This is a genomic window from Paraburkholderia sp. BR10141, assembly GCF_056155635.1.
In genome coordinates, this window is sequence record NZ_JBMIQH010000004.1 from 227,103 (window position 1) to 252,466 (window position 25,364).

Genomic DNA, 25,364 nt, shown 5'->3' on the forward strand with positions numbered 1-25,364 from the left:
GCCGGATGCCGCGCGCCACGCGTGCGGCTACACTGGCGAACGCCCTTTTTCTTCGAGCGCATCGGGCAGAGCAGTCAAGGTACGAGCCGTAGAAGCACGCAGCATCCGAACGTAAAACGACAAGGAGACACCGTGAACGCTTCTCGCCCCAGCCGTCTTGCTGTACGCATCGCCCTGCTTTTTTCTGTCTGTGTGCCTACGTTCGCGCTCGCGCAGGTCAAGATCGGTCTCGTGCTTTCGCTCACGGGTCCGGCCGCCTCGCTCGGCATTCCCGCGCGCGACACCGCCGCGATGTTCCCCACCGAGATCGCGGGTCAGAAAGTTCAGTACATCGTGCTCGACGACGCGTCCGACACGACCCAGGCCGTGCAGGACACGAAGAAGCTCATCGACGAGCAGCATGTCGATGCGATCATCGGCTCGTCGATCACACCCAACTCGCTCGCGATGCTCGACGTGATCGCGCAAGGCGAGACGCCCACGATCTCGCTCGCTTCGTCGGCGAAGATCATCGAGCCCGTCGACGACAAGCGCCACTGGATGTTCAAGACACCGCAAACCGACGCGATGATGGCCGGCGCGATCATGGAGCACGCAGCCGCGCACAACGTGAAGACGCTCGCCTATATCGGCCAGGCCGACGCGCTCGGCGAGACGTTCTACGCCGAGATTGCGAAGGCCGCGCAGCAGCACGACATCAAGCTCGTCGCGAACGAGCGCTTCAATCGCACCGACCCGAGCGTGACGGGGCAAGTCCTCAAGATCGTCGCGGCGCACCCCGATGCCGTCGTGGTCGGGGCGGCCGGCACGCCCGCCGCGCTGCCGCCCAAGGCGCTCAAGGAGCGCGGCTACAAGGGCGTCATCTATCACAACCACGGCGTGGGCAACCGCGACTTCCTGCGCGTGTGCGGCGCCGACTGCAACGGCACCTTCCTGCCCGCAAGCCAGGTGCTGGTGGCGGCGCAACTGCCCGAGGACCAGCCCGGCCGGCGCCTCGCGCTCGACTATATTTCGCGTTACGAGGCCCGTAACGGCGCGGGCACCGTGTCGGCATTCGGCGCCTACACGTGGGACGCGGGGCTCCTGCTGCAGAACGCGATACCCGTCGCGCTCAAGTCGGCAGCGCCCGGCACGCCCGCGTTTCGCCGCGCGCTGCGCGACGCGCTCGAAGCGACGCACGGGCTGCATGACACCAATGGCGTCGTCAACATGAGCGCCACCGATCACCTCGGCCTCGACGCGCGAGCGCGCGTGATGGTCGAGATCCACGATGGCAAGTGGATGTATCAGCCGCATTGATGAGCGGCACTGCCATCGCTTTCACGTAATCAGCAATCCGAAGCAAAGGAGTCCGCCCATGAACGATCCTTTTTACGCCCAATATCATGCTCTGCGCGTGCGGCGGCACGAGCACGGCATCGTCGAGATCGTGATGAGCGGCGAGGGCACGAACAAGAGCGGCCTCGCGACCGCCGACGCCAACATGCACCGCGAACTCGCCGAAATCTGGCGCGACGTGGACCGCGATCCCGACGCGCGCGTCGCCGTGATTCGCGGCGAGGGCAAGGGCTTTTCGGCGGGCGGCGACTTGCAGCTCGTCGAGGACATGGCCACGCATTTCGACGTGCGCGCGCGTGTGTGGCGCGAGGCGCGCGACCTCGTCTACAACGTGATCAACTGCGGCAAGCCGATCGTCTCGGCCATGCACGGTCCGGCGGTGGGCGCGGGGCTCGTCGCGGGACTGCTGGCCGACATTTCCATCGCCACCAAAACGGCGCGCATCATCGATGGCCATACGCGCCTGGGCGTCGCGGCGGGCGACCACGCGGCGATCGTGTGGCCGCTGTTGTGCGGCATGGCGAAGGCGAAGTATTACCTGCTGCTGTGCGAGCCGGTGAGCGGCGAGGAGGGGGAGCGCATCGGCCTCGTCTCGCTCGCCGTGGACGAGAACGACTTGCTGCCGAAAGCGTTCGAAGTGGCGAAGCGCCTCGCCAACGGTTCGCAAACCGCGTTGCGCTGGACCAAGTACGCGCTCAACAACTGGCTGCGCATGGCGGGGCCGAACTTCGACACGTCGCTCGCGCTCGAATTCATGGGCTTCGCGGGACCCGATGTGCGCGAAGGCGTGAAGTCGCTGCGCGAGCGGCGCGCGCCGGAGTTTCCGGGCGGCGATCCATTCTGATTCGCGCTTTCTGCCGATTTCTGGTTTTACGCGCGCTATCATCGAAGAGATCGTTTCGTGCCGCCCACGCGCGCGCATTTGACCACCTATCTATGCGAGGGAGTACCGCATGACCGACTCAGCAGGCAACATGCCGCCGTTCCCGGGTTTTCCGGGCTTTCCGCCCGCCGAAATGCTCGACCAGATGTGGGGGATGATGCGCCTCACGCCGTTCGGCGGCGCGTTTCCGGGCGGCGAACCGGGCGTGGCGCAAGCCTTTGGGCCGCCGCTTTCGATGATGACCGACATGATGACGCCGCTCACCAACATCGAGGAACTCGACAAGCGGATCACCGATCTGCGCGCCGTCGAGCAGTGGCTGAAGCTCAATCTCGGTATGTTGCAGTCCGCCATCCAGGCGCTCGAGGTACAGCGCGCCACGCTCACCACGCTGCGTGCGTTCGGCGCGTTCGCGCAGGCGCAGATGACGCCGACGCACGCCGAATCCGAAGCGCCGAGAGCGGGCGCCGCGCGCGAGCGGGCTACCGAGCCCGAGGCCGCGAACGCAGGCGCTGCGTCCGAAGGTGCGGCAGCCGCGCCGCCGGGCTTCGACGCGGGTTCGTGGTGGAATCTCGTCCAGGCGCAGTTCAACCAACTTGCGCAATTCGCGATGGCGCAGCCCGCCGCCGCGGCGCAGGCCGCGCAAGCGGCGGCGCAAGCGGTGAGCGAGGCGCAGGCGAAGACCGAAGCCGCCACGGCCAAACGCAGCAGCGCCGCCAAGCGGAGCAGCAACACCGGCAACGGCAACGGCAATGGCAACAGCGGCGGCGCAGGCCGCAGCGCGCCGCGCGGCGCGAAGAAGGCGCCGGCGCAGCCCGAATAAGGCGCGCCGCGGCGCTCGCCGTCACGGCGCAGCTATTCGTCGGGGCGGCACGTCACGTTCTACCAGGTGCAAGCCGGTTGTCGTGGCGGCGCGTGCAACGCACCGCGCGCATGGTCGCGCTCACGCCCGCGCATTTGCTCGCTTCGGCGGCGATTCCATTGGTGTTCCCGGCCGTGCGTCTCGAACTCGACGGCCGCCACGAATATTTCGGCGAAGGCTGAATTGATCGAGCTGGGTGACCACGACACGCTCGCTCAAAGCGACGTTCTTTTGACTTGGCTCAAAGCTCCGACAGACGGCGCGATCATGGATTTCGGGGCGCGGCGGAACTGAAACATCGGCATGCTATTATTGTGTAAGGTTTTTCCGGTCATTTGTGGGAGTTGCGGACGGCGTTGCGACGCTCCGCCGCGCAGGTTCCACGGCCTTGACGGGCGGGATGTCGGCCCATTGGAAAATCAGCCAGCAGGTGTGTCAAAAAGACGTCGACGTGGGGTGCGAGAATGCGGCATTGTGTCGCATAGCCGCGCGGCGATGGCTTGCATGCCTTGCCGGTATCGGTAGTGATCAGCGGTATCAGGCGGCCGGGTTCGAGGAACGGAGCAGCTACCCAGAATCCACGACGGCGCCTTCATTCCGGTTGGCTGGATTGTCGTGGGGCAACGCGTGTTGCGTTCGCCGGTCTGCGATTGCGTCCAGAGGGCCGGATACCGCGTAAAATTAAATGCTTTTTGCCTGCGCGGCCGCGTTGTATGCGGGCACGCGGCACGCTACGAATTCGTCATGCGCGCGTTTTGCGCAGATCAGGGGCGGGACTATGAACACGATGCTTTATCCGGAACTTTACAAATCGCTCGAATCGGTCCGATGGGACATGGAAAAGGACATTCCCTGGGACAAGTTCGATGCGTCGCTCCTTACCGATGAGCAGGCGGCGACCATCAAGATGAACGCGATCACCGAATGGTCGGCGCTGCCGGCCACGGAAATGTTCCTGCGCGACAACCATCACGACAGCGACTTTTCGGCGTTCATGAGCGTGTGGTTCTTCGAGGAGCAAAAGCATTCGCTCGTGCTCATGGAATACCTGCGCCGCTTCAAGCCGGAAATGGTGCCGACGGAAGAAGAGTTGCACGCCGTGCGCTTCGAGTTCGACCCGGCGCCGCCGCTCGAAACGCTCATGCTGCACTTCTGCGGCGAAATCCGCCTGAACCACTGGTATCGCCGTGCCGCCGAATGGCACACGGAGCCGGTCATCAAGGCCATCTACGAAACGATTTCGCGCGACGAAGCGCGCCACGGCGGCGCCTATCTGCGCTACATGAAGAAGGCGCTCAACAATTTCGGCGACGTCGCGCGCGCGGCGTTCGCGAAGATCGGCGTGCTGATGGCTTCGGCGCGCCGCACCGAAAAGCCGCTGCACCCGACGAATCTGCACGTGAACCAGGCGCTGTTCCCGCGCGACACCGTGCAGTCGCGCCTGCCCGACCCGGAATGGCTCGAGCGCTGGCTCGACGAGCAGATCTGTTTCGACGACGGCTGGGAGAAGAAGGTGATCGAGCGCATTCTGCACAACCTCTCGATCCTGTTCGAGCGCACGTTCACCACGGCGCAGGAACTGAACCGCTATCGCAAGGAAGTGGTGCAGCGCCTGCAGGCCGAGCAAGGCACGCAACAGCCGGCCTGACGCGCCGGGACATCTCGCGTGCGTGCTCTCGTGGCGCGCCGCGACCGGGACGGCCCGAAGCGCTTTTCGCGTGACGGGCCGTTTTCATTGGCGCGCGTCTCACTGGCTTGCTCAATGCGGCACGCCCAAATCGATCCGCGCCTATTTTTTATCCGAGCCTCATTCCATGCCCGCTTCCTTCGAACGCAAGATCACGACCCGCGAGGCGCTCGCGCAACTGCGCGCCTCGCTGCCCGGCCCTGTGGTGTTCACCAATGGCGTCTTCGACATCCTGCACCGCGGACACGTCACCTATCTCGCCGATGCGAAGGCGCTGGGCGCCACGCTGATCGTCGGCGTGAACAGCGACGCGTCGGTGAAGATGCTCGGCAAGGGCGATGACCGCCCCATCAACAACGAGAACGACCGCATGGCGCTGCTGGCGGCGCTGGAGAGCGTGGACTGGGTCGTGCAGTTCGGTGAGCAAACGCCCGTCGAGCTGATCGGAGCCTTGCGCCCGGACATTCTCGTGAAGGGCGGCGACTACGACATGGACGCGCTGCCCGAGTCGGCGCTGGTGCGCGGCTGGGGCGGTCGGGCGCTCGCGATCGCCTTCGAGCACGACCGCTCCACGACGAAGCTGCTGCAGAAAGTGCGCGCGCAGGAAGGATCGAAGTAAGTCGCGACGTACGTCCGCACGATGTGGCGGACGATGCAAAACCGGCCGGAGGCCGGGCCGCCCAATGCCTGGGCGCGCCCGCCCCCCGGCCGGTTGCGTTTGAGCTGTCGCTTACTGCGTGAGGGTCGACGCCTGCACCGACGGTACCGTCACCGGGCCGCCGACGGTCGGCACGTCGGCCGATTCGGACGGTCGGATCGGCTTCACCACGAGCCGCTCGGGGTGGATCTGCCGGTTCAGGTGCTGGGTTTCGCGCGAACCCGACGAGGGCGTCGGGCCGAACACGCCGCCAATGGCCGCAAAGGCCAGGCCGTTGGCGAGAATCAGAATGGCGATCAGCCAGCGCAGCATCGTGTGAAGCTCCTTCGAAAACGTTCGTTCAGTTTCAGGGCCGGATGTAAGCGGCGCGCGGGTGACGCGCGTCTCAGGACTGCGCCGCGATGAGCGCCAGGCCCGACAGCACCAGTGCATCGTGGCGAGTATGCGGCACCTTGAGCGCCGCTGTCACTTCGGCCGCTGCGCCGCCGCTCACCACGAGCCGCACTGGCATTCTCCACGCATCCTGTAGATCCGCCCAGGCGCGCTCGATGAGCGCGGCCTGCGCGAGCGCACAGCCCGCCGCAATCGAGCTTCGCGTGTCGGTGGCGAAAGCGATGCCTGGCTGGGCAGCACTCGCCATGCCGCCGGCGACCACGGGCAGCTGCGCAGTGTGCTCGCCGAGCGAGCGCATCATGAGCGTGAAGCCCGGCGCGATCATGCCGCCCACGAAGGTGCCGTCGGCGCGCAGCGCTTCGAGCGTGGTGGCCGTGCCGAATGTTGCGATCAGGAGCGGCTCGTCCGGATAGGCGGCGTGCGCGCCGATCATGCCGGCCCAGCGGTCGCTGCCGAGCGCGTCGGGCGTGGCATAGCTGTTCGTCACGCCGCACTGCTGCGCGCAGGCCCGCACCACGATGCGCGGGAGTCCCGGCCAGTGCGTCTCGACCAGCGCGCCGAGGCGATCGCCCACCGCCGCGCCCGCGACGTTCGATATCCACGCGCCGGCGGGCCGGGGCAGCGTCGCCCATTCTTCGCTGCTTCCAGCTTCATGAGCGATGGGCGCGGATTGCGCGCCGTCGTCGCGCACATGATCCATCGTTCCCGCGTGCAGGCGCGACCCATCCCGCGCGACGAGCGCCCATTTGATCCGGCTGTTGCCTGCATCGATGAGGAGGAAGGGGCCGCGGCTCATGCGCCGCTGTCCGCGAGCCGCAGCGACACGTCGCCGGCCGTGACGGTCTCGCGCCCGTTCGGCGTATCGAGGATCAACTGGCCGCGCTCGTCCACGCCGGCAGCGGTGCCGCGCAGCAGTTCCTTGCCCTGCTCGTAGATGGCGACCTCGCGGCCCGCGTACGCGTGGCACGCGTTCCAGCGCGCCTGGAAGGGCGCAAAGCCCGCCGCGCCGAAGCGTTGCAGCGCGGCTTCGAGTGCGTTGAGTTCGGCGGCGAGCGTGTCGGTGAGATTGGCGTTCGGCCACGCGCGCGAAAGCGCCGTGGGCGTCGTGCCGGGCACGACTGCCGCGCTGCCGCCCGCGGCGTTGAGCGCCTCGACGCTGGCGGCGAGCGCATCTTCGCCGCGCACGTTCGTGCCGATGCCGATCACGACCGCTGTGGCGTCGGCGGTGGTCCAGGCGGTTTCCACGAGGATGCCCACCAGCTTGTCGCCTTCGAGCAGCACGTCATTGGGCCACTTGAGCGCGATTTGTCCGGGCGCCGTGACGGGCAGCGTGCGCAGGCCGTCCACCAACGCCGAGCCGACGGCGAGGCTCAAGCCCGCAAGCCCTTCGATCGGGCGCGGCAGCACGCAGCCGATCGAGAACAGCAGTGCGTCGCCGGGCTGCGCGACCCAGGTGCGGCCGCGCCGGCCCCGGCCGGCCGTCTGCAGATAGGCCACGCGCACGATCGGGCGTGCGAGGGCGTCGCGCTTTTGCGGCAGCGCCTTCAGGCGCGCCATGAGGTCGGCGTTGGTCGAGCCGGTTTCCTCGACGATCTCGATGGGCCAGTCGTGTGCGGCCGGGCCGAACAGCGTGATCGCGCGGTTGCGGTCGATGCGCCAGTCGCCGGCGCTCGGAGTCTCGGGGGTGGGGGGCGTCGCATTCATGTCTCATATTGTAGTGGCTGAGGCGCGGGTAGCAGCCCGCAACGCTGGTTTCGACCCGAAATGTGGGCAATTCACATGCCACCCACAGGCAGCCCACAGGTTATCCACGGAATCGTCCACAGGGTGACGGTGGCAATCGCCCCCCGTCGATTCCCCGCAATTTGCCCAATCTTTAGGCAATTCACAGGCCGCCCACAGGCAGTCCACAAGTTATCCAGAGAGTTGCCCACAGTTCGCCTCGTGTCTGAAAGCCAACCGTGCGCTTTCGGACCGACGAAACGGGGCGCGTTCGCTACAATGTTTGCTCACCCCGTCCGTCGAGTGCTTACCCTTGAATCAAGACACGCCGCCCGGCCTTGAAGTCTCGGCCGGCACCCACGGAAAGACCGTGCGCCTGTCTGGCCAGTGGACGGCGCTCGCGCTCGCGCGCGACCGCGATCAGGGCGGCGCCGCGCGCCGTCTGCGTGCGCTCGCCGAAGAGCGCGTGGGCGCTTGGGACCTCTCGGGCGTCGAGCGCATGGATCACGTCGGCGGCCAGGCGCTCTGGCGCGTCTGGGGCCACAAGCTGCCGGCCGACCTCGTCGACCTCACGCAAACGCAGCGCGACATCTTCGAGCGCATCGCCCTGCTCGACTCCGTGCGCGAGCCGGCGGAGCGCATCGTGCGCATCGATCCGGTCACGCAGCTCGGCCTCGCGATCTTCTCGTTCTTCGACCACCTGTACGGCGGCATCGCCATGTTCGGGCGCGTGATCCTCGATCTGCTGCTCGTGGTGCGCAAGCCCAAGGTCACGCCATGGATCGAGATTTCGGCAAACATCTACAACGCCGGTGCGCGCGCGCTGCCGATTACGGCGCTCGTCGCGTTTCTGATCGGCATCGTGCTGTCGTACCTCTCGGCGCAGCAATTGCGCCTGTTCGGCGCGAACCAGTTCATCGTCAATATCCTCGGCCTTGCGGTGATCCGCGAACTCGGGCCCGTGCTCTCGGCGATTCTCGTGGCGGGGCGCTCGGGCTCTGCCATCACGGCACAGATCGGCGTGATGCGCGTGACCGAAGAACTCGACGCCATGCGCGTGATGGGCATCTCGCACGGCCTGCGTCTGATCCTGCCTCGGGTGATCGCGCTCGGCATCGCAATGCCGCTGCTCGTGATCTGGACCGACATCATTGCGTTGCTAGGCGGCGCGATCGCGGCGAAGATCGTGCTGGGCATCGACATTTCGTGGTTCATGCGCTCGATACCCAGCGTCGTGCCGATCGCCAATCTCTGGATCGGCCTCGGCAAAGGAGTGGCGTTCGGCATGCTGGTGGCGATCGTGGGCTGTCACTTCGGCTTTCGCATCAAGGCGAATTCGCAGAGCCTGGGCGAGGGCACGACCACGTCGGTCGTCACGTCGATCACGATCGTGATCCTCGCCGACGCCGTGTTCGCGATCCTGTTCCAGAACGTGGGGCTTTCATGAGCACGACTGGCACGACGGTTACGACGATCGAGACGAAAACGACCGGCACGATCACCACGCCGCTCAAGGAGGTCGCGCAGGATCTGCCGCTGCCGACCATCGGCGAGCCGGTGATCGAGGTCCACAACCTCTCGAAGCGCTATGGGCGCAACGTCGTCCATCAGCATCTGAACCTGGAAATTCGCCGTGGCGAGATCGTCACGCTGGTAGGCGGCTCGGGCTCGGGCAAGACCACGCTCGTGCGCCAGATCCTCGGGCTCGAGAAGCCGACCTCGGGCACCATCAAGATGTTCGGCGAGAACATTTCGACCATCGACGCCGAGCGTGCGCGCCTCATGCGCACGCGCACCGGCATGCTGTTCCAGCAGGGCGCGCTGTTCTCGTCGCTCACGGTGTTCGACAACATCGCGCAGCCCGTGCGCGAACTCGGCAAGGTGCCGGCCGGCCTGCTGCGCGACATCGTGATGCTCAAGCTCGAAATGGTCGGGCTGCCGTGCAAGCACGCGTCAAAAATGCCGGCCGCGCTCTCGGGCGGCATGATCAAGCGCGTGGGCCTCGCGCGCGCGATCGTGCTGGAGCCGGAGCTGCTCTTTCTCGACGAACCCACGGCCGGGCTCGACCCGCGCTCCTCCGACGAAGTGGTGGAGCTCATCAGCACGCTGCACCGGGCGTTGGGGCTCACGGTGGTGCTCGTCACGCACGACCTCGACGCCATGGTCGCGCTCTCCACGCGCGTGGCCGTGCTCGCCGAGCGCGGGGTGCTCGTGGCGGCGCCCGTGGAAGAGGCGGCGAGCGTCGATCATCCGTTCATCCGCGAGTACTTTCTGGGCATGCGCGGTCGCCGCGCGCTCCAGGCGCTGCCGCCCGAGCGGCGCGCAAAGCTGCCGCCGGCGGCGCTCGCTCCCGCAGCCGTGGGGTACAAGCCGTGGTAGGGCCCGCGCGCGCCGCTATCCGGCTCGATCGGCCCGACCGGCTCAACCGGCGCGCCGCGGCCGCCAAAGAAGGAATCTGACGATGGAAAACAAACCGCATGCGTTCTGGGCGGGCATGTTCACGATAGGGCTGCTCATCGTGATCGCGCTTGTCGTCGTCTTCTTCAGCGCCGATCGGGCCGTGCGCGTGCCGTACGACCTCATTTCGCGCTCGAGCGTGACGGGCCTCTATCCGGACGCGGCGGTGCGGTTTCGTGGGATCGACGTGGGCAAGGTGCAGTCGATCAAGTTCGATACCCAGCATCCGGGCCAGATCCGCATTCGCATTCTCGTCGACCAGAAGGCGCCGATGACGCGCTCCACCTTCGGCTCGCTCGCGCTGCAGGGCGTGACGGGCATCGCGTTCGTGCAGCTCGACGACAACGGCGTGGACCTCTCGCCGTTGCATTCTTCGCCAGCGCGCGTGGCCGAGCTGCCGCTGCGCCCGGGCTTGCTCGACCAGCTCCAGCGCCGCGGCGACGCGCTCCTGCGCAAGCTCGACAACATTGCCGGCGACATCGACGAAATGCTCTCCGAGGACAACCGCAAGCAGGTGATGCAGGCCGTGAACAGCCTGCAGCAGGCCGCGAGCAGCGTGAACGTGCTCGCCGAGCAGCTCCAGCCCGCCACGAAGCAGCTACCGGGCGCGGTGACGCAGCTGCAGCACACGCTGCAGTCGACCAACACGCTGATCACGAGCATGAACCGCCCGGACGGCCCGTTCCAGACCAACCTCAACAAGGCCGGCACGGCGGCGGCCCAGGCCGGCGCGGCGCTCACCTCGATCGACACCTCGATCCAGGACCTGTCGGCGCGCGTGGGCTACGACACGCTGCCGCGCGTCGACTCGCTCACCGACGATGTGCGCTCGGCCATGCGCGCCGTGGACCGCGCGGCGGGCACCTTCAGCACGAGCCCGCGCAGCGTGCTGTTCGGCGGCGCGCCGCAGCCGGCGCCCGGGCCCGGCGAGGCGGGATTTGCGTGGCCGGCTACTGCGGGGACGAGGTAGGCCGCGCCGCTGCCTGACGGTCCTACGCGACACCATTCGATGCACTTCGCGCGGCGCATGCGCCGCGCGCCAAAGAAGGAAACGCAATGTCACGCACATCACGCCTGCCACCATCGATGCAACGCGCTGCAGCGGCCGGCTCAGCCTGGCTGGCGGCGCTCGCGCTCGGTGCGCTCCTCGCCGCCTGTGCGAGCAATCCGGCGATCAACGAGGCTCGCTACGACCTCGGCCTGCAGTCGTCGCAGGAAGCGCCTGGCGCCCAGGCCGCCCCGACGGCGCCCGGCGCGCCGGGTGCCAGGCCGCTTTTGAAGGTGCTGGCGGTGAGCGCGCCGCCGCCGCTCGATAACGACGGCATCCTCTACCGGATGAATTTCGACTCGCAGCGCACGGCGCGCTACGCGAACAGCCGCTGGACGATGTCGCCCGCGCGGCTGCTCACGGAACGCCTGCGCACGTCGCTCGGCGCGCACGCGACGGTGCTCGCCGGCGGTGACGCCGTGCAGGCGCCGATGCTCAAGGTCGAGCTGTACGAGTTCGAGCAGGTGTTCGAGAGCCCGACGCAAAGCGCGGGCGTGCTGGCTGCGCGCGCAACGCTCATGCAGGGCGGCAGGGTGCTGGCGCAGCGCTCGTTCGCCACGCGCGCGCCGGCGCCCACGCCCGACGCCGCGGGCGGCGTGCGTGCGCTGCAGGCGGCCAGTGACGATTTCGCCAATCAAGTGGGCGCGTGGCTGAGCACGCAGTCGTTCGCGGGCACGCCTTGAGGGATATAGAGAGGCGTCGCGCGATTGCGATGTGCGGCGTGACATCGGGGGCAAGGGCGGGATAGCGGCATGATCGAAGCGGGACGGCTCCGGCTGCGCGCCCCGCACGGCGGGCGGCGCGGGATGGACGGCGACGAGGGTGGTCAAAGCGGTGGCCAAAGCAACGGCCAGGGCGCTGGCGACGAACGCGGTGCGATCGCCAGCGGCGACACGCCCGCGTCGTCAGCGCCAGCGCCATCGCCTGCCGCCGCACGCGAGCCGCTGCCGCGCCAGGCCTCGACGCTCTCGCGCCAGGCACTCGCGCTCTACACCGCGCTGATCGTCTACGGCTCGTGGTATCCGTTCTCCGGCTGGCGCTCGCTCGGCCTCAGTCCCTTCGCCTATCTGGGCGATCCGTGGCCACGCTACTGGACGGTTTTCGACATCGTCACCAACGTGCTCGGCTACATGCCGTTCGGCGCGCTCGTCGTGCTCGCCGCGTGGCCGCGCTGGCGCGGTTGGCTCGCCGTGTTGCTCGCCGCCATTGCGGGCACGCTGCTTTCGGGCGTCATGGAGGCCGTGCAGACCTGGCTGCCCACGCGCGTGGCGTCCAATCTCGATCTCGCCTCGAACGCGCTCGGCGCATTGCTCGGCGCGCTCGTGGCGGCGCCCGCCACCGGCGCGCTGCTCGAGCGCGGCTTCCTGCGCCGCCTGCGCTTTCGCTGGTTCGAGCGCGACGCGGCCGTGCTGATGGTGCTCGCGGGGCTTTGGCCGTTCGCGACGATGTACCCTACGCCGCGCCTCTTCGGCTTGGGCGAGTGGGCGCGCGCGCTCTGGCAGCGCCTCGACGGCTCGATGCAGGACGCCGTGATTGCCTGGACGCCTGCCGCCTGGCATCTGCGCTCGCTACCCGACATGCTCGCCGCGCGCCTGCCCGATAGCGGCTGGGAGGCGATCGTCACGACGCTGAACCTGTTCGGCGCGGCGGCGTTCGCGACGCTCCCCATGCGCTCGCGGGCGCCGCGCGCGCGGCTCGTCATTGCGCTGATTGCGGTGACACTCGTCGTCAAGGTAGGCGCGACCTTTCTGCAGTCGCAAAGCGGCCTGATTTTCGACTGGGCGACGCCGGGGGCGCTCGCGGGCCTCGTGTGGGGCACGCTGCTCGCGTTTCTCGCCTTGCGTCTGCCGCGCGTCGTGCGCGCCGCGGCGGCGACGCTCGCACTCGCGGCGGCCCTCGTGTTCGTGAATGTGCTGCCCGTGAATCCGTATTTCGACGTCGTGCTCGCGGACTGGCGCCAGGGCCGCTACCTGCACTTCAACGGCCTCGCGCGCTGGCTCGCATGGACGTGGCCCTGGGCCGCGCTCGCATGGACGGCGTTCTCGCTCGAACGCGCGTGGCTCGTGCGGCGCGCGCGACGGGCCGCGAAGCGCGCTCGCCACGACCGGTGAGGGCGCGCGGCGCTCGCAAGAGCGTTCACGCCGCGCTCGCTATAATCGACCGGATCGCCGCGCAGCCACGCTCGCGCGCCACGCAATGTATTGCCGCCAAGGCGGGCCACACGCTTTCAGCAAGCCCGCGCTCACTGCGCGACACTCACCGGTGCCCCACGCCATGACCGATTCGTTCTACAAGTACCACGTCTTTTTCTGCCTGAACCAGCGCGACCCCGGCGCGGACCGCCCGAGCTGCGCGAATTGCAACGCACAGGCCATGCAGGAGTACGCGAAGAAGCGCGTGAAGCAGCTGGGCCTCGCCGGTCCCGGCCAGGTGCGCATCAACAAGGCGGGCTGTCTCGATCGCTGCGAGGAGGGCCCGGCCGTCGTCGTGTATCCGGAAGGCACGTGGTACACGTATATCGACGAGAGCGACATCGACGAAATCGTCGTCTCGCATCTGCAGAACGGCCAGGTGGTCGAGCGCCTGAAAATCGATCGCTGATTGCTCCAATGCACGGCCAAACAGTACCCGTAAGGACTGCCGCACGATGAACGCCCAGACACAAAAATTTCAGATCGACGGTCCCGTCGGCAAGATCGAGTGCGCGCTCGACGTGCCCGACGCCGGCACGACACCGCGCGGCATTGCACTCGTCGCGCATCCGCATCCGCTCTTTGGCGGCACGATGGACAACAAGGTCGCGCAAACGCTCGCGCGCACGCTCGTGCAACTCGGCTACACGACCTATCGCTCGAACTTTCGCGGCGTGGGCGAAACGGCGGGCACGCACGACAACGGCATCGGCGAACAGGACGATCTGCTCGCACTCATCGCCTACATGCGCGCGCAACCGGGCCACGCCGACGTGCCGCTCGTGCTCGCGGGCTTTTCGTTCGGCACCTTCGTGCTCTCGCACGTCGCGAAGCGCTACCTCGAAGCGGGCGGTGCGATCGAGCGCATGGTGTTCGTCGGCACGGCTGCGAGCCGCTGGGAAGTCGCGCCCGTGCGCGACGACACGCTGGTGATCCACGGCGAGCTCGACGACACCGTGCCGATTCTCTCGGTGTACGAATGGGCGCGTCCGCAGGAATTGCCGGTCGTCGTGATTCCGGGGGCAGAACATTTCCTGCACCGCAAGCTGCATATCCTCAAGCGCATCATCGTCGAAGCGTGGCGCTGAAGCGTCGGCCCCACAGTTTCGGGGCCCGATGCTAGCCCTTCGTCACCTCGCCTATGTCGGCAGAAATGCGTGAAAAATGCACGACAGGTACGCGCAAACGTGTGACTTAGCGAAAATTCGCCACGACGTGACGCGTATAATGTTCGCCAATTTTGTGCTTGCTGCGCCGCGACCGGCGCATGCACGGCACCCGCATTCCGGCTTTCACCGACCGTGCGCCGCATGGCGCGCTACGTTCATCCCGTCCCAATTCAGCCCGACCTGAACCTATGCGTTTTCTCTCCTCCGGCCAACCGTCTTCTTTCGTTCCTTCCTCCGTCGTCCGCAATGTCACGCTCGCAGCGCTGCTGCCCGCCACACTTCTCGTGAGCGCGAGCGCGTTTGCCCGCACGCCCGCACCCGCCGGCGCGAAAGTGCAGGCACAGCCGCAGGCGCAGGCGTCTGCCGGCGCGGCCGCAGACCAGGTGCTTGGCGGCCTGCCGCCGCCCGGCGTGAACGCGCGCTCGTGGGTGCTCGTCGACGCGACCGCGAACCAGGTGCTCGCCTCCGGCAACGCCGATGAGCGCGTCGAGCCCGCATCGCTCACGAAGCTCATGACCGCGTACCTCGTGTTCGAGGCGCTGCAGAGCAAGAAGATCTCGATGGAGCAGATCATCGAGCCGAGCGAAGCCGTGCGCCGCGTGAAGAACGACGAGTCGCGCATGTTCATCGAAGCCAACAAGCCGGTCTCGGTGCATGACCTCGTGTACGGCATGATCGTGCAGTCGGGCAACGACGCGGCCATCGCGCTCGCCGAACTCGTGGGCGGCAGCGAGGCGAATTTCACCAACATGATGAACGCCGAGGCGCAAAAGCTCGGCATGACGCACACGCATTTCGCCGACGTGAACGGCATGCCCGACCCGAATCACTACACGACGGCCGGCGACCTCGCCAGGCTCTCCGCGCGCCTGATCCGCGACTATCCCGAGTACTACGAAATCTTCTCGGTCAAGGAATTCAAGTACAACAACATCAAGCAGCCGAACCGCAATCGCCTGCTGTGGATCGACCCGACCGTCGACGGTCTGAAGACCGGCCACACCGAAGCTGCGGGTTACTGCCTGATCGCATCGGCCAAGCGTCCGATCGCGGGCGGCGCCTCCCGCCGTCTCGTTTCGGTGATGATGGGCGAGCCGAAGGAACACGACCGCGTGCAGGACAGCCTGAAGATGCTGAACTACGGCTATAGCGCATACGACACCACGCGCATCTATCAGGCGAACCAGGCCGTGGCGACGCCGCGCATCTACAAGGGCACGCTCGACGCCGTAAAGGTCGGCGTGCAGAAGGATCAGTTCGTCACGCTGCCCAAGGGCGCCGCCGAGAAGGCCAAGCCGCAGGTCGAACTCAGCAGCCCGCTGATCGCGCCGCTCGCCGTTGGCCAGCAGGTCGGTTCGGCGAAGTTCGTGGGTGCGGACGGCAAGGTGCTCGCCCAGGTTCCGCTCGTCGCGCTCGAAGCCGTGCCGCAGGCCGGTGTCGTCGGCCGCGTGTGGGATTCGCTCATGCTCATGGTCAACAAGAAGAAGTCATGACGCCCGCTTCAGCGACGCAGCCGGCCGAGCCGCTCGTCTGGCTCAACGGCGAGATCACGCCGCTTTCCGAAGCACGCATTCCCGTGCTCGATCGCGGCTTCATCTTCGGCGACGGCATTTACGAAGTCGTGCCCGTCTATGCGCTCGCCGATGATGAAGGCACGGTGCGCGTGCCGTTTCGCATCGCGCAGCATCTCGCGCGGCTCAAGCGCTCGCTCGAGAAGGTCGGCATCGCGAATCCGTTCGACGAAGCAGGCTGGCGCGCGCTCCTCGCGCGTCTGATCGAGGCGAACGAAGCGGCGGGTGCGCTCGCGCGCGATGCCCACGCCAACTTCTACGTGCAGGTGACGCGCGGCGTGGCGCCGCGCGGCCACGCCTTCCCGGCGGCGGCCACGCCCACCGTGTTCGCGATGGTCAATCCGCTCAAGCTGCCGGGCGTTGCACAGCGCGAACAAGGCGTGCGCTGCGTGACGGCTGAAGACAAGCGCTGGCTCAATTGCGACATCAAGTCGACCTCGCTGCTCGGCAACGTGTTGATGGCGCAGCACGCGGCGGAAAACGACGCGTTCGAAACGATCCAGCTGCGCGACGGCTGGCTCACCGAAGCGTCCTCGTCGAACGTGTGGGTCGTGAAGGACGGCGCGCTCTTTGCGCCGCCGCGCAGCAACCGCATTCTCGAAGGCATTCGCTACGGCCTGATCGAGGAACTGGCCGAGGAATGCGGCGTGCGCTTCGAAGCGCGCGAGATCGCCGAAGCCGAACTGCGCGACGCGGACGAGATTCTCGTGACCTCGGCAACGAAGGAAGTGCTGGCGGTCGTCGCGCTCGACGGCAAGCCGGTAGGCGGCGGCAAGCCGGGCCCGGTCTATGCGGCGCTTCACGCGGCGTACCAGCGCGCGAAGCAACGCGAGGCGCAGGCATTGCGTGCAGCAGTTGCCGAGCTACAGGAAGTGGAGAAATGAACGTGACACAGCAGGCAAACCCCCCCGCAGCGAAAGAATCGCTGATCGAATTCCCCTGCGACTTCCCGATCAAGGTGATGGGCAAGACGCATCCGGAATTCCAGGACACCATCGTGACGGTGCTGCGCGAATTCGACGGCGGCTTCGACGCCACGACCATCGAGACGCGTCCGTCGAGCGGCGGCAACTACACGGGCCTCACCGTGACGGTGCGCGCCACGAGCCAGGCCCATCTCGACGACATCTATCGCGCCCTCACCGGGCATCCGATGGTGAAGATCGTGCTGTAAGCGAGCAGAAGGCGTTCGAACGAAAAGGGCCGCAATATGCGGCCCTTTTTGCATCGGGCGCCGCATCTGGCGTCCAGTGGATCATCAAGGCATGTCGCCGATGCGCGCGCGCTGCGCCGCGGCGGCGGCCGTCATCAGCGGACCGGCTTCGCAAGCGTCCTCGTAGAGCCGTCGAAAGCGCGCGACCTCGTCGAATACCCAGTCGCGGAACGCCTGCACGCGCTCGGTCTGCATGCGTTGCGGCGGGCAGATGAAGTAGTAGCGCCACGGGCTCGGTCCGTCGATGTCCTTGAAAAGGCGCACGAGGCGCCCGCGTGTGATCTCGTGCATGGCGAGCGAGCGGCGCACGAGCGCGATGCCCTGGCCGTCCATCGCCGCCTGCAAAAGGTTCGACGAATCCTGGTAAAGCACGCCGCGCTTCGGCTCGGGCAGGTCCTGGAGGCCAGCGGCGTCGAACCACGGCCGCCACAGTTCGTCGTCCGAGCGCAGCAGCGGCAGCTTCGCGAGTTCGTGTGGATCGGTGGGCAGATTGCCGCCGTTGAATTCGGGCGAGCAGGCGGGAAAGAAGATTTCGTCGAGCAGCAGTTCGGCGTGCAGCCCCGGATAGTGCCCGTAGCCGAAGCGGATGGCGACATCGACGTCGTCGCGCGCGAAGTCGGTGAGCGAATTCGTCGATTGCAACTCGACGTCCCACTGCGGATGCGCCTCGATGAAGCGGCCGATGCGCGGCGTGACCCAGCGCGCCGCGAACGACGACAGCATTGAAACGACCAGCCGCCGGTCGCGGTCGCCGGCGCGGATTTCCTGGGTGGCGTGCGCGAGCTGGCTGAGCGCGTCGCGCACCTGGCCGGCGTAGCGGCGGCCGGTGTCGGTCACGCGCACGCGTTTGCCGTCGCGGGCGAAGAGCGCCACGCCCAGTTCCGCTTCGAGCGCGCGAATCTGGTGGCTCACGGCGCCGTGCGTGACGAAGAGTTCGTCGGCGGCGCGCGAGAAGCTTTCGTGGCGGGCGGCGGCTTCGAAGGCCTTGAGCGCATTCAGCGCGGGTAGCTGGCGCAGATCCATATCGTATTTTTTCTCACATAGGCGTGAAAATTGATCGTTTTGCTCGACCCCTTATGGTGTCTACGATTGTAGCTATCGAAGCAGGTCATTCGGAGTGGAAAATGAGAGAAATTTCTTCGGATATCACGTTTGAGGTGGCGGCCGGCCAAACGGCTTCAGTGCGCGTCGCACGCAGCACGCGGCTGAGCGTGAAGTGCGGCACCGTCTGGGTCACGCGCAGCGACGACACCGCCGACTACTGGCTCGAACCCGGCCACACGATGCGGCTGCGGCGCGGCGAGCGCCTGTGGATCGGCGCGGAAGGCGGCGCGCCCGCGTGGGTGGGGTTCGCCGCGCCGGCGCGCCTGAGTGAGCGCGTGGTCGACCTGGCCGCGCGCGCCGCACAGCGCGCAGGCGTTCACATCGGCGACGGCTGGCGCACGGTTTGACCTGACGGCTCGTCACTCGAAAGCGGCGACGATGGGAAAGCCACCCATCGCCGCCGTTGTCCGCAGCATGCCCGGCGCGCTCGCCCCGAATTCGGTAAACTCCCGAAATCATGTGCGCCACCCCGGTTTCACCCTCGCAAATTCATTCCGACCCCGGCGCGGCCGCGGTCGCGTCTCAAACGGCAAGTTCGTCCATCGTCGTGCGCTGGCGCGGCAACGAGGCTTATCAAGCAAGCTTTGACGCCATGCGCGAGTTCACGGCCGCTCGTGACGCCAATACGCCCGATGAAATCTGGCTCGTCGAGCATCCGCCCGTGTTCACGCTCGGCCAGGCCGGCAAGCCTGAGCATCTGCTGGTGGCGAACAGCGGCATCCCGCTCGTACAGATCGATCGCGGCGGGCAGATCACGTATCACGGGCCGGGCCAGGTGGTGGCCTACCTGCTGCTCGACCTGCGGCGCCGCAAGCTGATGGTGCGCGAGCTCGTCACGCTCATCGAGGACGCCGTGATCGAAACACTGGCGGCGTATAATCTCGCGGGCGAGCGCAAGGCCGGCGCGCCCGGCATTTACGTGCCAGAAGGCGCCAGCGGCGCGAGCGCCGCGCACCCGGGCGCGAAAGTCGCCGCCCTCGGGCTGAAGATCCGCAACGGCTGCAGCTATCACGGCGTGAGCCTGAACGTGTCGATGGATCTGAACCCATTTCTGGCGATCAATCCGTGTGGATACGCCGGTCTCGAAACCGTCGATATGGCCACGCTTGGCGTCCGGGCGGACTGGCGCGAAGTCGCCGCCACGCTGGCGGCGCGGCTCGAGGCGAATCTCGCGGCGCACGCAGCAACACTTCTCGCGGTAGCCGAAGCGGCTGCCACAGACCCTTCAGCCGAAGCGGCCGGAACGAAACCGGTCGCAGAGGCGGCTGAAAAGGAAGCGGCCGCTTGCGCGGCCGCGATGGACCCGGCCGAAGCGGCCGTATCAGGCGGGCAACCGCCGCAACCGCAGGCTGGCGTTGCACCGGCGGCCTGACTGGATCGAAAGCATGACTGACGTAACCGCGAACCCCGCCGCAAACTCCGCTGGCACGAGCGCCGACGCCGTTGCCTACGACGCCACCGCAAAACAGAAGGCGCAGGCCAAGACCTCGCGCATTCCGATCAAGGTCATTCCCATCGAGAAGCTGAAGAAGCCCGAGTGGATCCGCGTGAAGGCGGCCACGGGCAACTCGCGCTTCTACGAAATCAAGAACATCCTGCGGGAGCACAACCTGCACACGGTGTGCGAGGAAGCGAGCTGCCCGAACATCGGCGAATGCTTCGGCAAGGGCACCGCGACCTTCATGATCATGGGCGACAAGTGCACGCGCCGCTGCCCGTTCTGCGACGTGGGCCACGGCCGCCCCGATCCGCTCGATCCGGATGAGCCGGCGAACCTCGCGCGCACGATCGGCGCGCTCAAGCTCAAGTACGTCGTGATCACGAGTGTGGACCGCGACGACCTTCGTGACGGCGGCGCCGGCCACTTCGTGGAGTGCATCCGTCAGGTGCGCGAGCAATCGCCCGAAACGCGTATCGAGATTCTCACGCCGGACTTCCGCGGCCGTCTGGATCGCGCGCTGCAGATCCTCAATGCCGCGCCGCCCGATGTGATGAACCACAATCTCGAAACGGTGCCGCGCCTCTACAAGGAAGCGCGCCCGGGTTCGGATTACGCGCACTCGCTCAAGCTGCTCAAGGACTTCAAGGCGCTGCATCCCGAAGTCGCGACGAAGTCGGGCCTGATGGTGGGCCTCGGCGAAACCGAAGAAGAAATTCTTCAGGTGATGCGCGACCTGCGCGCGCACGACGTCGACATGCTGACGATCGGCCAGTACCTGCAGCCTTCGGAGCACCATCTGCCAGTGCGTTCGTACGTGCATCCCGACACCTTCAAGATGTACGAGGAAGAGGCGTACAAGATGGGCTTCACGCACGCGGCCGTTGGCGCGATGGTGCGCTCGAGCTATCACGCCGATCTGCAAGCGCATGGGGCAGGGGTGGTTTAAACAATTCCCCGCTTCTCGCAAGCACCCAGTCGAAAGGCCCGCTGAAAAGCGGGCTTTTTGCTTTTTTGCGTCGCGCCGCGCTCGAACAGCGCGATGCATGCATCGATTCCCGCACCATCCACCTCAACGCGAAAAGCAATGCTCCAGCAGCGTCATTAGCTAACGCGGATAAGTTAGAACCGGCCGCCGCCAGACTCCCTATAGTCGGAACCTTCATTCACTCGAACGTCGTTTCGCCGGAGTCTCCCGATGAACCCTCGCGCTATCCCTGCATTCGCACGCCGCCCGCACATCGCCGCCGTCGCATTCGCCGCCGCCTGCCTCGCTAGCGCGTTCGGCGCGCCGCGCGCGCACGCCGAAACGCGCGAGGTCGTGATCGCGTATCAGGACATGGTGGTGCCGTGGCGCTACGCGCAGGCAACCGGCGAAGTCGAGAAGGAAACGGGCTACAAGGTCACCTACCGTAAGCTCGCGAGCGGCGCCGATGTGATCCGCGCGCTCGCCTCGGGCTCGGTGCAGCTCGGCGAAGCCGGTTCGAGCCCGATTGCGGCGGGCCTCTCGCAGGGCGTGGATCTCTCGCTCTTCTGGATTCTCGACAACATCAACGACGCCGAAGCGCTCGTCGCGCGCGACGGTTCGGGCGTGACGAGCATCGCGGGTCTGAAGGGCAAGACGATCGGCGTGCCGTATGTCTCGACCTCGCACTTTCACGCGCTCGTCGCGCTGCAGAACGCGGGCGTGAATCCCGCCGACGTGAAGATCGTCAACCTGCGTCCGCCCGAGGTCGCGGCCGCCTGGCAGCGCGGCAACATCGACGCGACCTACATCTGGGACCCCGTGCTCGCGCAGGTGAAGAAGAACGGCAAAGTGCTGGTGACTTCGGGCCAGGTGGCGAAGGCCACGGGCAAGGCGACCTTCGACGGGTTCGTGGTCGATCGCAAGTTCGCGAAGGACAACGGCGATTTCGTCGCCAGGTTCGTGAAGGTGCTGGCCGCCGCCGACGCCGATTACGGCGCGCATCGCACGGCATGGAACGCGGCTTCGCCGCAGGTGCTGGCGGTGGCGAAAGAGTCGGGTGCGAATGCCGCCGAAGTGCCCGCGAGCCTCGCGCTCTACGCGTTCCCCACGCCCGCCGAGCAGGCCTCGAAGACCTGGCTGGGCGGTGGCGCGCAGTCGGGGGCGGCGCAGTCGCTGCTCGCCACGGCGGCCTTCCTCAAGGAGCAAGGCACGATCCAGAACGTGCTGCCCGACTATTCGGTAGGCGTTGATCCGCAGTACGTGCAGCGCGCCGCTGCGCATTGAACGCAAGGAGCAACCCATGAGCGCGCTCGAGATCCGCGATCTCACCGTCATCTACGAAGGCGCTCGACGTGACGCTGCGCCGAACGTCGCGCTCGCGAACGTGAACCTCGACGTGGCGAGCGGCGAGTTCGTCGTGGCGCTCGGCGCTTCGGGCTGTGGCAAGACCACGTTGCTCAACTGCATCGCGGGCTTCATCGAGCCGGCGCTTGGCGAGGTGCGCGTGAACGGCGCGCGCGTGGAGGGGCCGGGCGCCGAGCGCGGCGTGGTGTTCCAGAAGCACGCGCTCCTGCCGTGGCTCGACGTGCTGGATAACGTCGCGCTCGGCTTGCGCTTTCGGCGCGTGCCGAAGGCGCAGCGCGAGCGCATCGCGCGCGAGCAGCTTGCGCTCGTGGGCCTGGAAGCCCAGGCGCGCGAACGCGTGTATGCGCTCTCGGGCGGCATGCAGCAGCGCGTGGGCATTGCGCGCGCGCTCGCGAGCGATCCGCAGATCCTGCTGATGGACGAGCCGATGGGCGCCCTCGACGCCATGACGCGCGAGCAGGTCCAGACGCTCGTGCTCGACGTCTGGGCGCGCACGCAGAAGACGGTGTTCTTCATCACGCACAGCGTCGAGGAGGCGCTCTTTCTGGCGACGCGCATCGTCGTCATGACGCCGGGCCCGGGCCGCATCGAGCGCGAGTACGAGGTGCCGTTCGCGCGCCGGTATCTCGCCACGCGTGACGCGCGCGCCGTGAAGTCGTCGCCGGAGTTCATCGCGTGGCGCGAGCGGCTGGTGGAATTGCTGCATGCAGACGCGGGCGCTCACGTACACGAGGAGCCGGTATGAGCGTGTCGCACGAATCGTTGAGAGAAGTCGCGCTTAAAGCGGCCCGCGCGCTGCCCCGCACTGACGAGGCGCACGCGGCGCAAACGGCGCGCTCCAAAGTCTGGCGCATGCCCGGCGAAGGCCCCACGGCGGCGCTGAGCGCGGCGTCGGTGGCGGCGCTCGCGCTGCTCTGGTGGCTCGCGACGCAGCTGCACTGGCTGCCGCCGCTTTTCCTGCCGACGCCGGAAGCCGTCTGGCAAGCCTTCACGGACGCGCTGCACGGCCGCATCCAGGGGGGCCTGCCGCTCTGCGAGCATCTGTTCTGGAGCGCGCTGCGCGTGTTCGGTGCGTTCCTGCTGGCGGTGGTGACGGCCGTGCCCGTCGGCATTCTGATGGGCGTCTCGCGCATCGCGCGCGGCCTGCTCGATCCGCCGCTCGAGTTCTACCGGCCGCTGCCGCCACTCGCCTACCTGCCGCTCGTGGTGATCTGGTTCGGCATCGACGAAACGGCCAAGATCGTCGTGATCTGGCTCGCGTGTTTCGCACCCATCGCCATGGCCGCTCGCGCCGGCGCGAAGAGCGCGAGCGTCGAGCAGATCCGCGCGGCGGCGTCGCTGGGCGGCAGCCTCGCGCAGATCGTGCGCTTCGTCGTGCTGCCCGCCGCGCTGCCGGAGATCCTCACGGGCCTGCGCATCGCCATCGGCTTCGGCTGGACTACGCTCGTGGCCGCCGAGATGGTCGCCGCGACGGCAGGTCTCGGGCAGATGGTGCTCAACGCGTCGAGCTTCCTGCGCACCGACGTCGTGGTGATGGGCATCGTGCTGATCGGGCTCATTGCCTGGTTCTTCGACCTCGCCATGCGCGCGCTCGAACGGCGCCTCGTGCCGTGGAAGGGACGCGGCTAAGGCGGCTCCCGTCTTTCTGGAAATCCGAACGCTCATAGGGCGCGATTCTGGAAAACCAGATTCGCGCCTTGGTTCGTTGGATAAAAATCCTTATAAATCAATGGCGTGAGCGGTTGCGCTAGCTGGCATTCTCCTTGCAAATAAGAACGCGCGGCCACCCCGGCCGCGACAAAAAAAACAGCAAGGAGACAGCCGATGTCCGATCCCCTCTTCCGGTTTCGCTGATCCCCAGTTTCGACCTGTCGCGGCCCGAACTCGATTCGTTCGGCCATTGGCTTAACTCATTTGCAGGAATCATCGTGAAGAAACCTCTCCACAAAGTCCTCTATTTCCAGGTGATCGTGGCGATCGTCATCGGCGTGATCCTCGGCCATTACTGGCCCGCCATCGGCATCGACATGAAGCCGCTCGGCGACGCCTTCATCAAGCTCATCAAGATGGTGATCGGGCCGATCATCTTCTGTACCGTCGTGACCGGCATCGCCGGCATGGAGGACATGAAGAAGGTGGGCCGCGTGGGCGGCAAGGCGCTGCTCTACTTCGAGATCGTCTCCACCTTCGCGCTCGTGCTCGGCCTGATCGCCACGCACGTGCTGAAGCCGGGCGCGGGCTTCAACGTCGACGTCCATTCGCTCGACGCCAAGGCCGTGGCCAGCTACGCCGAAAAGGCGCATGGCCAGAGCAGCGTCGACTTCCTGATGCACATCATTCCGGACACGATCACCTCGGCGTTCGCGCAGGGCGAAATCCTGCAGATTCTGCTGATCGCGCTGCTGTTCGGCGCCGTGCTCACGCAACTGGGCGAGCGTGGCCGCGTGGTGACCGAGTTCATCGACAGCATCTCGGGCGTGCTGTTCGGCGTCGTGAAGATCGTCACGAAGCTCGCACCGATCGGCGCGTTCGGCGCGATGGCGTTCACCATCGGCAAGTACGGCGTGGGCTCGCTGATCCCGATGCTCAAGCTCATCGGCACGTTCTACCTCACGTCGATCGTGTTCGTGCTCGTCGTGCTCGGCGCGATCGCGCGCTTCACGGGCTTCTCGATCATCCGCTTCGTTTCCTATATCAAGGAAGAGCTGCTGATCGTGCTCGGCACCAGCTCGTCGGAATCGGCCCTGCCGCAACTGATGCAGAAGCTCGAGCGCCTTGGCTGCTCGCGCTCGGTCGTGGGCCTCGTCGTGCCGACCGGCTACTCGTTCAACCTCGACGGCACCAACATCTACATGACGATGGCGGTGCTCTTCATCGCCCAGGCGACCAACACCGATCTCACGTGGACGCAGCAGCTCACGCTGCTCGCGGTGACGATGCTCACCTCGAAGGGCGCGAGCGGCGTGACCGGCGCGGGCTTCATCACGCTGGCGGCCACGCTCGCCGTGGTGCCGACCATTCCGCTCTCGGGCATGGTGCTGATCCTCGGCATCGACCGCTTCATGAGCGAATGCCGTGCGCTGACCAACATCGTCGGCAACGGCGTGGCGACGGTCGTGGTCTCGGCATGGGAGAAGGAGCTCGACCGCAACAAGCTGCGCGCCGTGCTCTCCGGCGAGGTCGAAGAAATGAAGGAAAGCGCAGGCGCGTAAGCCGCGCTGGGCGGGCGCGCGCAGGCCGTGAGGCGCGCCGCCCGTCGATGTCTGTTCTCTCGATGTTTCGCGGCCATGGCCGCTG

The 25,364-nt window shown here is 66.8% G+C and carries 26 protein-coding genes and 2 pseudogenes; 23 read left to right on the forward strand and 5 right to left on the reverse strand.

Annotated features, from left to right (window positions below):
- The first annotated feature begins 168 nt into the window (after nucleotides 1-168).
- From ACOJB8_RS07580 to rfaE2, 6 genes and pseudogenes are all read left to right on the forward strand, one after another.
- A complete protein-coding gene (locus ACOJB8_RS07580; RefSeq protein ID WP_368682831.1) occupies nucleotides 169-1,299 on the forward strand; it encodes an ABC transporter substrate-binding protein in 1,131 nt (376 codons plus the stop codon).
- Nucleotides 1,300-1,357: 58 nt separating this feature from the next.
- On the forward strand, nucleotides 1,358-2,182 hold the full coding sequence (locus tag ACOJB8_RS07585) for an enoyl-CoA hydratase/isomerase family protein (protein WP_475011938.1): 825 nt from the start codon (nucleotides 1,358-1,360) through the stop codon (nucleotides 2,180-2,182).
- Between the two features lie 109 nt (nucleotides 2,183-2,291).
- Complete coding sequence (locus ACOJB8_RS07590; RefSeq protein WP_475011939.1) at nucleotides 2,292-3,044, forward strand: PhaM family polyhydroxyalkanoate granule multifunctional regulatory protein; 753 nt, start codon at nucleotides 2,292-2,294, stop codon at nucleotides 3,042-3,044.
- Nucleotides 3,044-3,262, forward strand: a pseudogene (locus tag ACOJB8_RS07595) (patatin-like phospholipase family protein); the annotation flags it as partial. The gene ACOJB8_RS07590 and the pseudogene ACOJB8_RS07595, both read left to right, overlap by 1 nt.
- A gap of 599 nt (nucleotides 3,263-3,861) precedes the next feature.
- Complete coding sequence (locus ACOJB8_RS07600) at nucleotides 3,862-4,731, forward strand: ferritin family protein (protein WP_342949563.1); 870 nt, start codon at nucleotides 3,862-3,864, stop codon at nucleotides 4,729-4,731.
- Nucleotides 4,732-4,897: 166 nt separating this feature from the next.
- Nucleotides 4,898-5,389, forward strand: a complete 492-nt coding sequence (rfaE2, locus tag ACOJB8_RS07605) for a D-glycero-beta-D-manno-heptose 1-phosphate adenylyltransferase (RefSeq protein WP_342949562.1) — start codon at nucleotides 4,898-4,900, stop codon at nucleotides 5,387-5,389.
- 111 nt (nucleotides 5,390-5,500) lie between these two features.
- Here the strand turns inward: rfaE2 and ACOJB8_RS07610 are convergent, their stop codons facing one another.
- The 3 genes from ACOJB8_RS07610 to ACOJB8_RS07620 form a co-directional block, all read right to left on the reverse strand.
- The gene (locus ACOJB8_RS07610) at nucleotides 5,501-5,740 is read right to left on the reverse strand and encodes a hypothetical protein (RefSeq protein WP_342949561.1); all 240 of its coding nucleotides are present in this window, start codon (nucleotides 5,738-5,740) and stop codon (nucleotides 5,501-5,503) included.
- Nucleotides 5,741-5,813: 73 nt separating this feature from the next.
- On the reverse strand, nucleotides 5,814-6,617 hold the full coding sequence (locus ACOJB8_RS07615; protein ID WP_342949560.1) for a type III pantothenate kinase: 804 nt from the start codon (nucleotides 6,615-6,617) through the stop codon (nucleotides 5,814-5,816).
- Nucleotides 6,614-7,525 (reverse strand): biotin--[acetyl-CoA-carboxylase] ligase, encoded by a 912-nt coding sequence (locus ACOJB8_RS07620; protein ID WP_475011948.1) that lies wholly within the window; start codon nucleotides 7,523-7,525, stop codon nucleotides 6,614-6,616. The genes ACOJB8_RS07615 and ACOJB8_RS07620 overlap by 4 nt, the downstream gene beginning before the upstream one ends.
- Nucleotides 7,526-7,856: 331 nt before the next feature.
- Between ACOJB8_RS07620 and ACOJB8_RS07625 the strand changes: the two genes are divergently transcribed.
- From ACOJB8_RS07625 to ACOJB8_RS07670, 10 genes are all read left to right on the forward strand, one after another.
- A complete protein-coding gene (locus tag ACOJB8_RS07625; protein WP_475011949.1) occupies nucleotides 7,857-8,990 on the forward strand; it encodes an MlaE family ABC transporter permease in 1,134 nt (377 codons plus the stop codon).
- A gap of 50 nt (nucleotides 8,991-9,040) precedes the next feature.
- Complete coding sequence (locus tag ACOJB8_RS07630) at nucleotides 9,041-9,922, forward strand: ABC transporter ATP-binding protein (RefSeq protein WP_475012079.1); 882 nt, start codon at nucleotides 9,041-9,043, stop codon at nucleotides 9,920-9,922.
- Nucleotides 9,923-10,004: 82 nt separating this feature from the next.
- Nucleotides 10,005-10,970, forward strand: coding sequence for an MlaD family protein (locus ACOJB8_RS07635; RefSeq protein ID WP_069265099.1), 966 nt, complete (start codon nucleotides 10,005-10,007; stop codon nucleotides 10,968-10,970).
- 86 nt (nucleotides 10,971-11,056) lie between these two features.
- Nucleotides 11,057-11,731, forward strand: coding sequence for an ABC-type transport auxiliary lipoprotein family protein (locus tag ACOJB8_RS07640; RefSeq protein WP_474636953.1), 675 nt, complete (start codon nucleotides 11,057-11,059; stop codon nucleotides 11,729-11,731).
- Nucleotides 11,732-11,800: 69 nt separating this feature from the next.
- The gene (locus ACOJB8_RS07645; protein ID WP_342949558.1) at nucleotides 11,801-13,159 is read left to right on the forward strand and encodes a VanZ family protein; all 1,359 of its coding nucleotides are present in this window, start codon (nucleotides 11,801-11,803) and stop codon (nucleotides 13,157-13,159) included.
- A 163-nt stretch (nucleotides 13,160-13,322) separates the two neighbouring features.
- Nucleotides 13,323-13,649 carry a (2Fe-2S) ferredoxin domain-containing protein gene (locus tag ACOJB8_RS07650; RefSeq protein ID WP_069265095.1) on the forward strand — a complete coding sequence of 109 codons (327 nt, stop codon included), beginning with the start codon at nucleotides 13,323-13,325 and terminating at the stop codon, nucleotides 13,647-13,649.
- A 46-nt stretch (nucleotides 13,650-13,695) separates the two neighbouring features.
- Entirely contained in the window at nucleotides 13,696-14,328 is a 633-nt protein-coding gene (locus ACOJB8_RS07655) for an alpha/beta hydrolase (protein ID WP_069265093.1), read from the forward strand.
- A 269-nt stretch (nucleotides 14,329-14,597) separates the two neighbouring features.
- The gene (locus ACOJB8_RS07660; protein WP_475011960.1) at nucleotides 14,598-15,902 is read left to right on the forward strand and encodes a D-alanyl-D-alanine carboxypeptidase family protein; all 1,305 of its coding nucleotides are present in this window, start codon (nucleotides 14,598-14,600) and stop codon (nucleotides 15,900-15,902) included.
- Nucleotides 15,899-16,864: a D-amino acid aminotransferase gene (locus ACOJB8_RS07665; protein WP_475011964.1), complete on the forward strand. Its 966-nt coding sequence runs from the start codon at nucleotides 15,899-15,901 to the stop codon at nucleotides 16,862-16,864. Before ACOJB8_RS07660 ends, ACOJB8_RS07665 begins: the two co-directional genes overlap by 4 nt.
- Nucleotides 16,861-17,154, forward strand: a complete 294-nt coding sequence (locus tag ACOJB8_RS07670; protein WP_368618097.1) for a DUF493 family protein — start codon at nucleotides 16,861-16,863, stop codon at nucleotides 17,152-17,154. The genes ACOJB8_RS07665 and ACOJB8_RS07670 overlap by 4 nt, the downstream gene beginning before the upstream one ends.
- Before the next feature lie 84 nt (nucleotides 17,155-17,238).
- Here ACOJB8_RS07670 and ACOJB8_RS07675 read toward each other — a convergent pair whose 3' ends face one another.
- On the reverse strand, nucleotides 17,239-18,216 hold the full coding sequence (locus ACOJB8_RS07675; RefSeq protein ID WP_069265086.1) for a transcriptional regulator GcvA: 978 nt from the start codon (nucleotides 18,214-18,216) through the stop codon (nucleotides 17,239-17,241).
- A gap of 101 nt (nucleotides 18,217-18,317) precedes the next feature.
- Here ACOJB8_RS07675 and ACOJB8_RS07680 point away from each other — a divergent pair, with 101 nt between their 5' ends.
- From ACOJB8_RS07680 to ACOJB8_RS07705, 6 genes and pseudogenes are all read left to right on the forward strand, one after another.
- The gene (locus tag ACOJB8_RS07680; RefSeq protein ID WP_069265084.1) at nucleotides 18,318-18,644 is read left to right on the forward strand and encodes a DUF2917 domain-containing protein; all 327 of its coding nucleotides are present in this window, start codon (nucleotides 18,318-18,320) and stop codon (nucleotides 18,642-18,644) included.
- A 110-nt stretch (nucleotides 18,645-18,754) separates the two neighbouring features.
- A pseudogene (lipB, locus tag ACOJB8_RS07685) lies at nucleotides 18,755-19,516 on the forward strand (lipoyl(octanoyl) transferase LipB); the annotation flags it as partial.
- 166 nt (nucleotides 19,517-19,682) lie between these two features.
- Complete coding sequence (gene lipA / locus ACOJB8_RS07690) at nucleotides 19,683-20,684, forward strand: lipoyl synthase (RefSeq protein WP_342949553.1); 1,002 nt, start codon at nucleotides 19,683-19,685, stop codon at nucleotides 20,682-20,684.
- Between the two features lie 249 nt (nucleotides 20,685-20,933).
- Entirely contained in the window at nucleotides 20,934-21,986 is a 1,053-nt protein-coding gene (tauA, locus tag ACOJB8_RS07695; protein WP_069265078.1) for a taurine ABC transporter substrate-binding protein, read from the forward strand.
- 16 nt (nucleotides 21,987-22,002) lie between these two features.
- The gene (locus tag ACOJB8_RS07700) at nucleotides 22,003-22,812 is read left to right on the forward strand and encodes a taurine ABC transporter ATP-binding protein (protein WP_475011969.1); all 810 of its coding nucleotides are present in this window, start codon (nucleotides 22,003-22,005) and stop codon (nucleotides 22,810-22,812) included.
- Nucleotides 22,809-23,696, forward strand: coding sequence for an ABC transporter permease subunit (locus tag ACOJB8_RS07705; RefSeq protein ID WP_475011971.1), 888 nt, complete (start codon nucleotides 22,809-22,811; stop codon nucleotides 23,694-23,696). Before ACOJB8_RS07700 ends, ACOJB8_RS07705 begins: the two co-directional genes overlap by 4 nt.
- Before the next feature lie 32 nt (nucleotides 23,697-23,728).
- Here the strand turns inward: ACOJB8_RS07705 and ACOJB8_RS07710 are convergent, their stop codons facing one another.
- The gene (locus ACOJB8_RS07710; protein WP_141710677.1) at nucleotides 23,729-23,968 is read right to left on the reverse strand and encodes a hypothetical protein; all 240 of its coding nucleotides are present in this window, start codon (nucleotides 23,966-23,968) and stop codon (nucleotides 23,729-23,731) included.
- A 24-nt stretch (nucleotides 23,969-23,992) separates the two neighbouring features.
- Between ACOJB8_RS07710 and ACOJB8_RS07715 the strand changes: the two genes are divergently transcribed.
- Nucleotides 23,993-25,279: a dicarboxylate/amino acid:cation symporter gene (locus ACOJB8_RS07715; protein ID WP_254314733.1), complete on the forward strand. Its 1,287-nt coding sequence runs from the start codon at nucleotides 23,993-23,995 to the stop codon at nucleotides 25,277-25,279.
- Nucleotides 25,280-25,364 lie beyond the last annotated feature (85 nt).

Bases quoted from the DNA above. Each gene is read 5' to 3' on its own strand.
- ACOJB8_RS07585 (WP_475011938.1), top strand. From the start codon at position 1,358: ATGAACGATCCTTTTTACGCCCAATATCATGCTCTGCGCGTGCGGCGG.
- ACOJB8_RS07590 (WP_475011939.1), top strand. From the start codon at position 2,292: ATGACCGACTCAGCAGGCAACATGCCGCCGTTCCCGGGTTTTCCGGGC.
- ACOJB8_RS07600 (WP_342949563.1), top strand. From the start codon at position 3,862: ATGAACACGATGCTTTATCCGGAACTTTACAAATCGCTCGAATCGGTC.
- rfaE2 (WP_342949562.1), top strand. From the start codon at position 4,898: ATGCCCGCTTCCTTCGAACGCAAGATCACGACCCGCGAGGCGCTCGCG.
- ACOJB8_RS07610 (WP_342949561.1), bottom strand. From the start codon at position 5,740: ATGCTGCGCTGGCTGATCGCCATTCTGATTCTCGCCAACGGCCTGGCC.
- ACOJB8_RS07615 (WP_342949560.1), bottom strand. From the start codon at position 6,617: ATGAGCCGCGGCCCCTTCCTCCTCATCGATGCAGGCAACAGCCGGATC.
- ACOJB8_RS07620 (WP_475011948.1), bottom strand. From the start codon at position 7,525: ATGAATGCGACGCCCCCCACCCCCGAGACTCCGAGCGCCGGCGACTGG.
- ACOJB8_RS07635 (WP_069265099.1), top strand. From the start codon at position 10,005: ATGGAAAACAAACCGCATGCGTTCTGGGCGGGCATGTTCACGATAGGG.
- ACOJB8_RS07640 (WP_474636953.1), top strand. From the start codon at position 11,057: ATGTCACGCACATCACGCCTGCCACCATCGATGCAACGCGCTGCAGCG.
- ACOJB8_RS07645 (WP_342949558.1), top strand. From the start codon at position 11,801: ATGATCGAAGCGGGACGGCTCCGGCTGCGCGCCCCGCACGGCGGGCGG.
- ACOJB8_RS07650 (WP_069265095.1), top strand. From the start codon at position 13,323: ATGACCGATTCGTTCTACAAGTACCACGTCTTTTTCTGCCTGAACCAG.
- ACOJB8_RS07655 (WP_069265093.1), top strand. From the start codon at position 13,696: ATGAACGCCCAGACACAAAAATTTCAGATCGACGGTCCCGTCGGCAAG.
- ACOJB8_RS07660 (WP_475011960.1), top strand. From the start codon at position 14,598: ATGCGTTTTCTCTCCTCCGGCCAACCGTCTTCTTTCGTTCCTTCCTCC.
- ACOJB8_RS07665 (WP_475011964.1), top strand. From the start codon at position 15,899: ATGACGCCCGCTTCAGCGACGCAGCCGGCCGAGCCGCTCGTCTGGCTC.
- ACOJB8_RS07670 (WP_368618097.1), top strand. From the start codon at position 16,861: ATGAACGTGACACAGCAGGCAAACCCCCCCGCAGCGAAAGAATCGCTG.
- ACOJB8_RS07675 (WP_069265086.1), bottom strand. From the start codon at position 18,216: ATGGATCTGCGCCAGCTACCCGCGCTGAATGCGCTCAAGGCCTTCGAA.
- ACOJB8_RS07680 (WP_069265084.1), top strand. From the start codon at position 18,318: ATGAGAGAAATTTCTTCGGATATCACGTTTGAGGTGGCGGCCGGCCAA.
- lipA (WP_342949553.1), top strand. From the start codon at position 19,683: ATGACTGACGTAACCGCGAACCCCGCCGCAAACTCCGCTGGCACGAGC.
- tauA (WP_069265078.1), top strand. From the start codon at position 20,934: ATGAACCCTCGCGCTATCCCTGCATTCGCACGCCGCCCGCACATCGCC.
- ACOJB8_RS07700 (WP_475011969.1), top strand. From the start codon at position 22,003: ATGAGCGCGCTCGAGATCCGCGATCTCACCGTCATCTACGAAGGCGCT.
- ACOJB8_RS07705 (WP_475011971.1), top strand. From the start codon at position 22,809: ATGAGCGTGTCGCACGAATCGTTGAGAGAAGTCGCGCTTAAAGCGGCC.
- ACOJB8_RS07710 (WP_141710677.1), bottom strand. From the start codon at position 23,968: ATGGCCGAACGAATCGAGTTCGGGCCGCGACAGGTCGAAACTGGGGAT.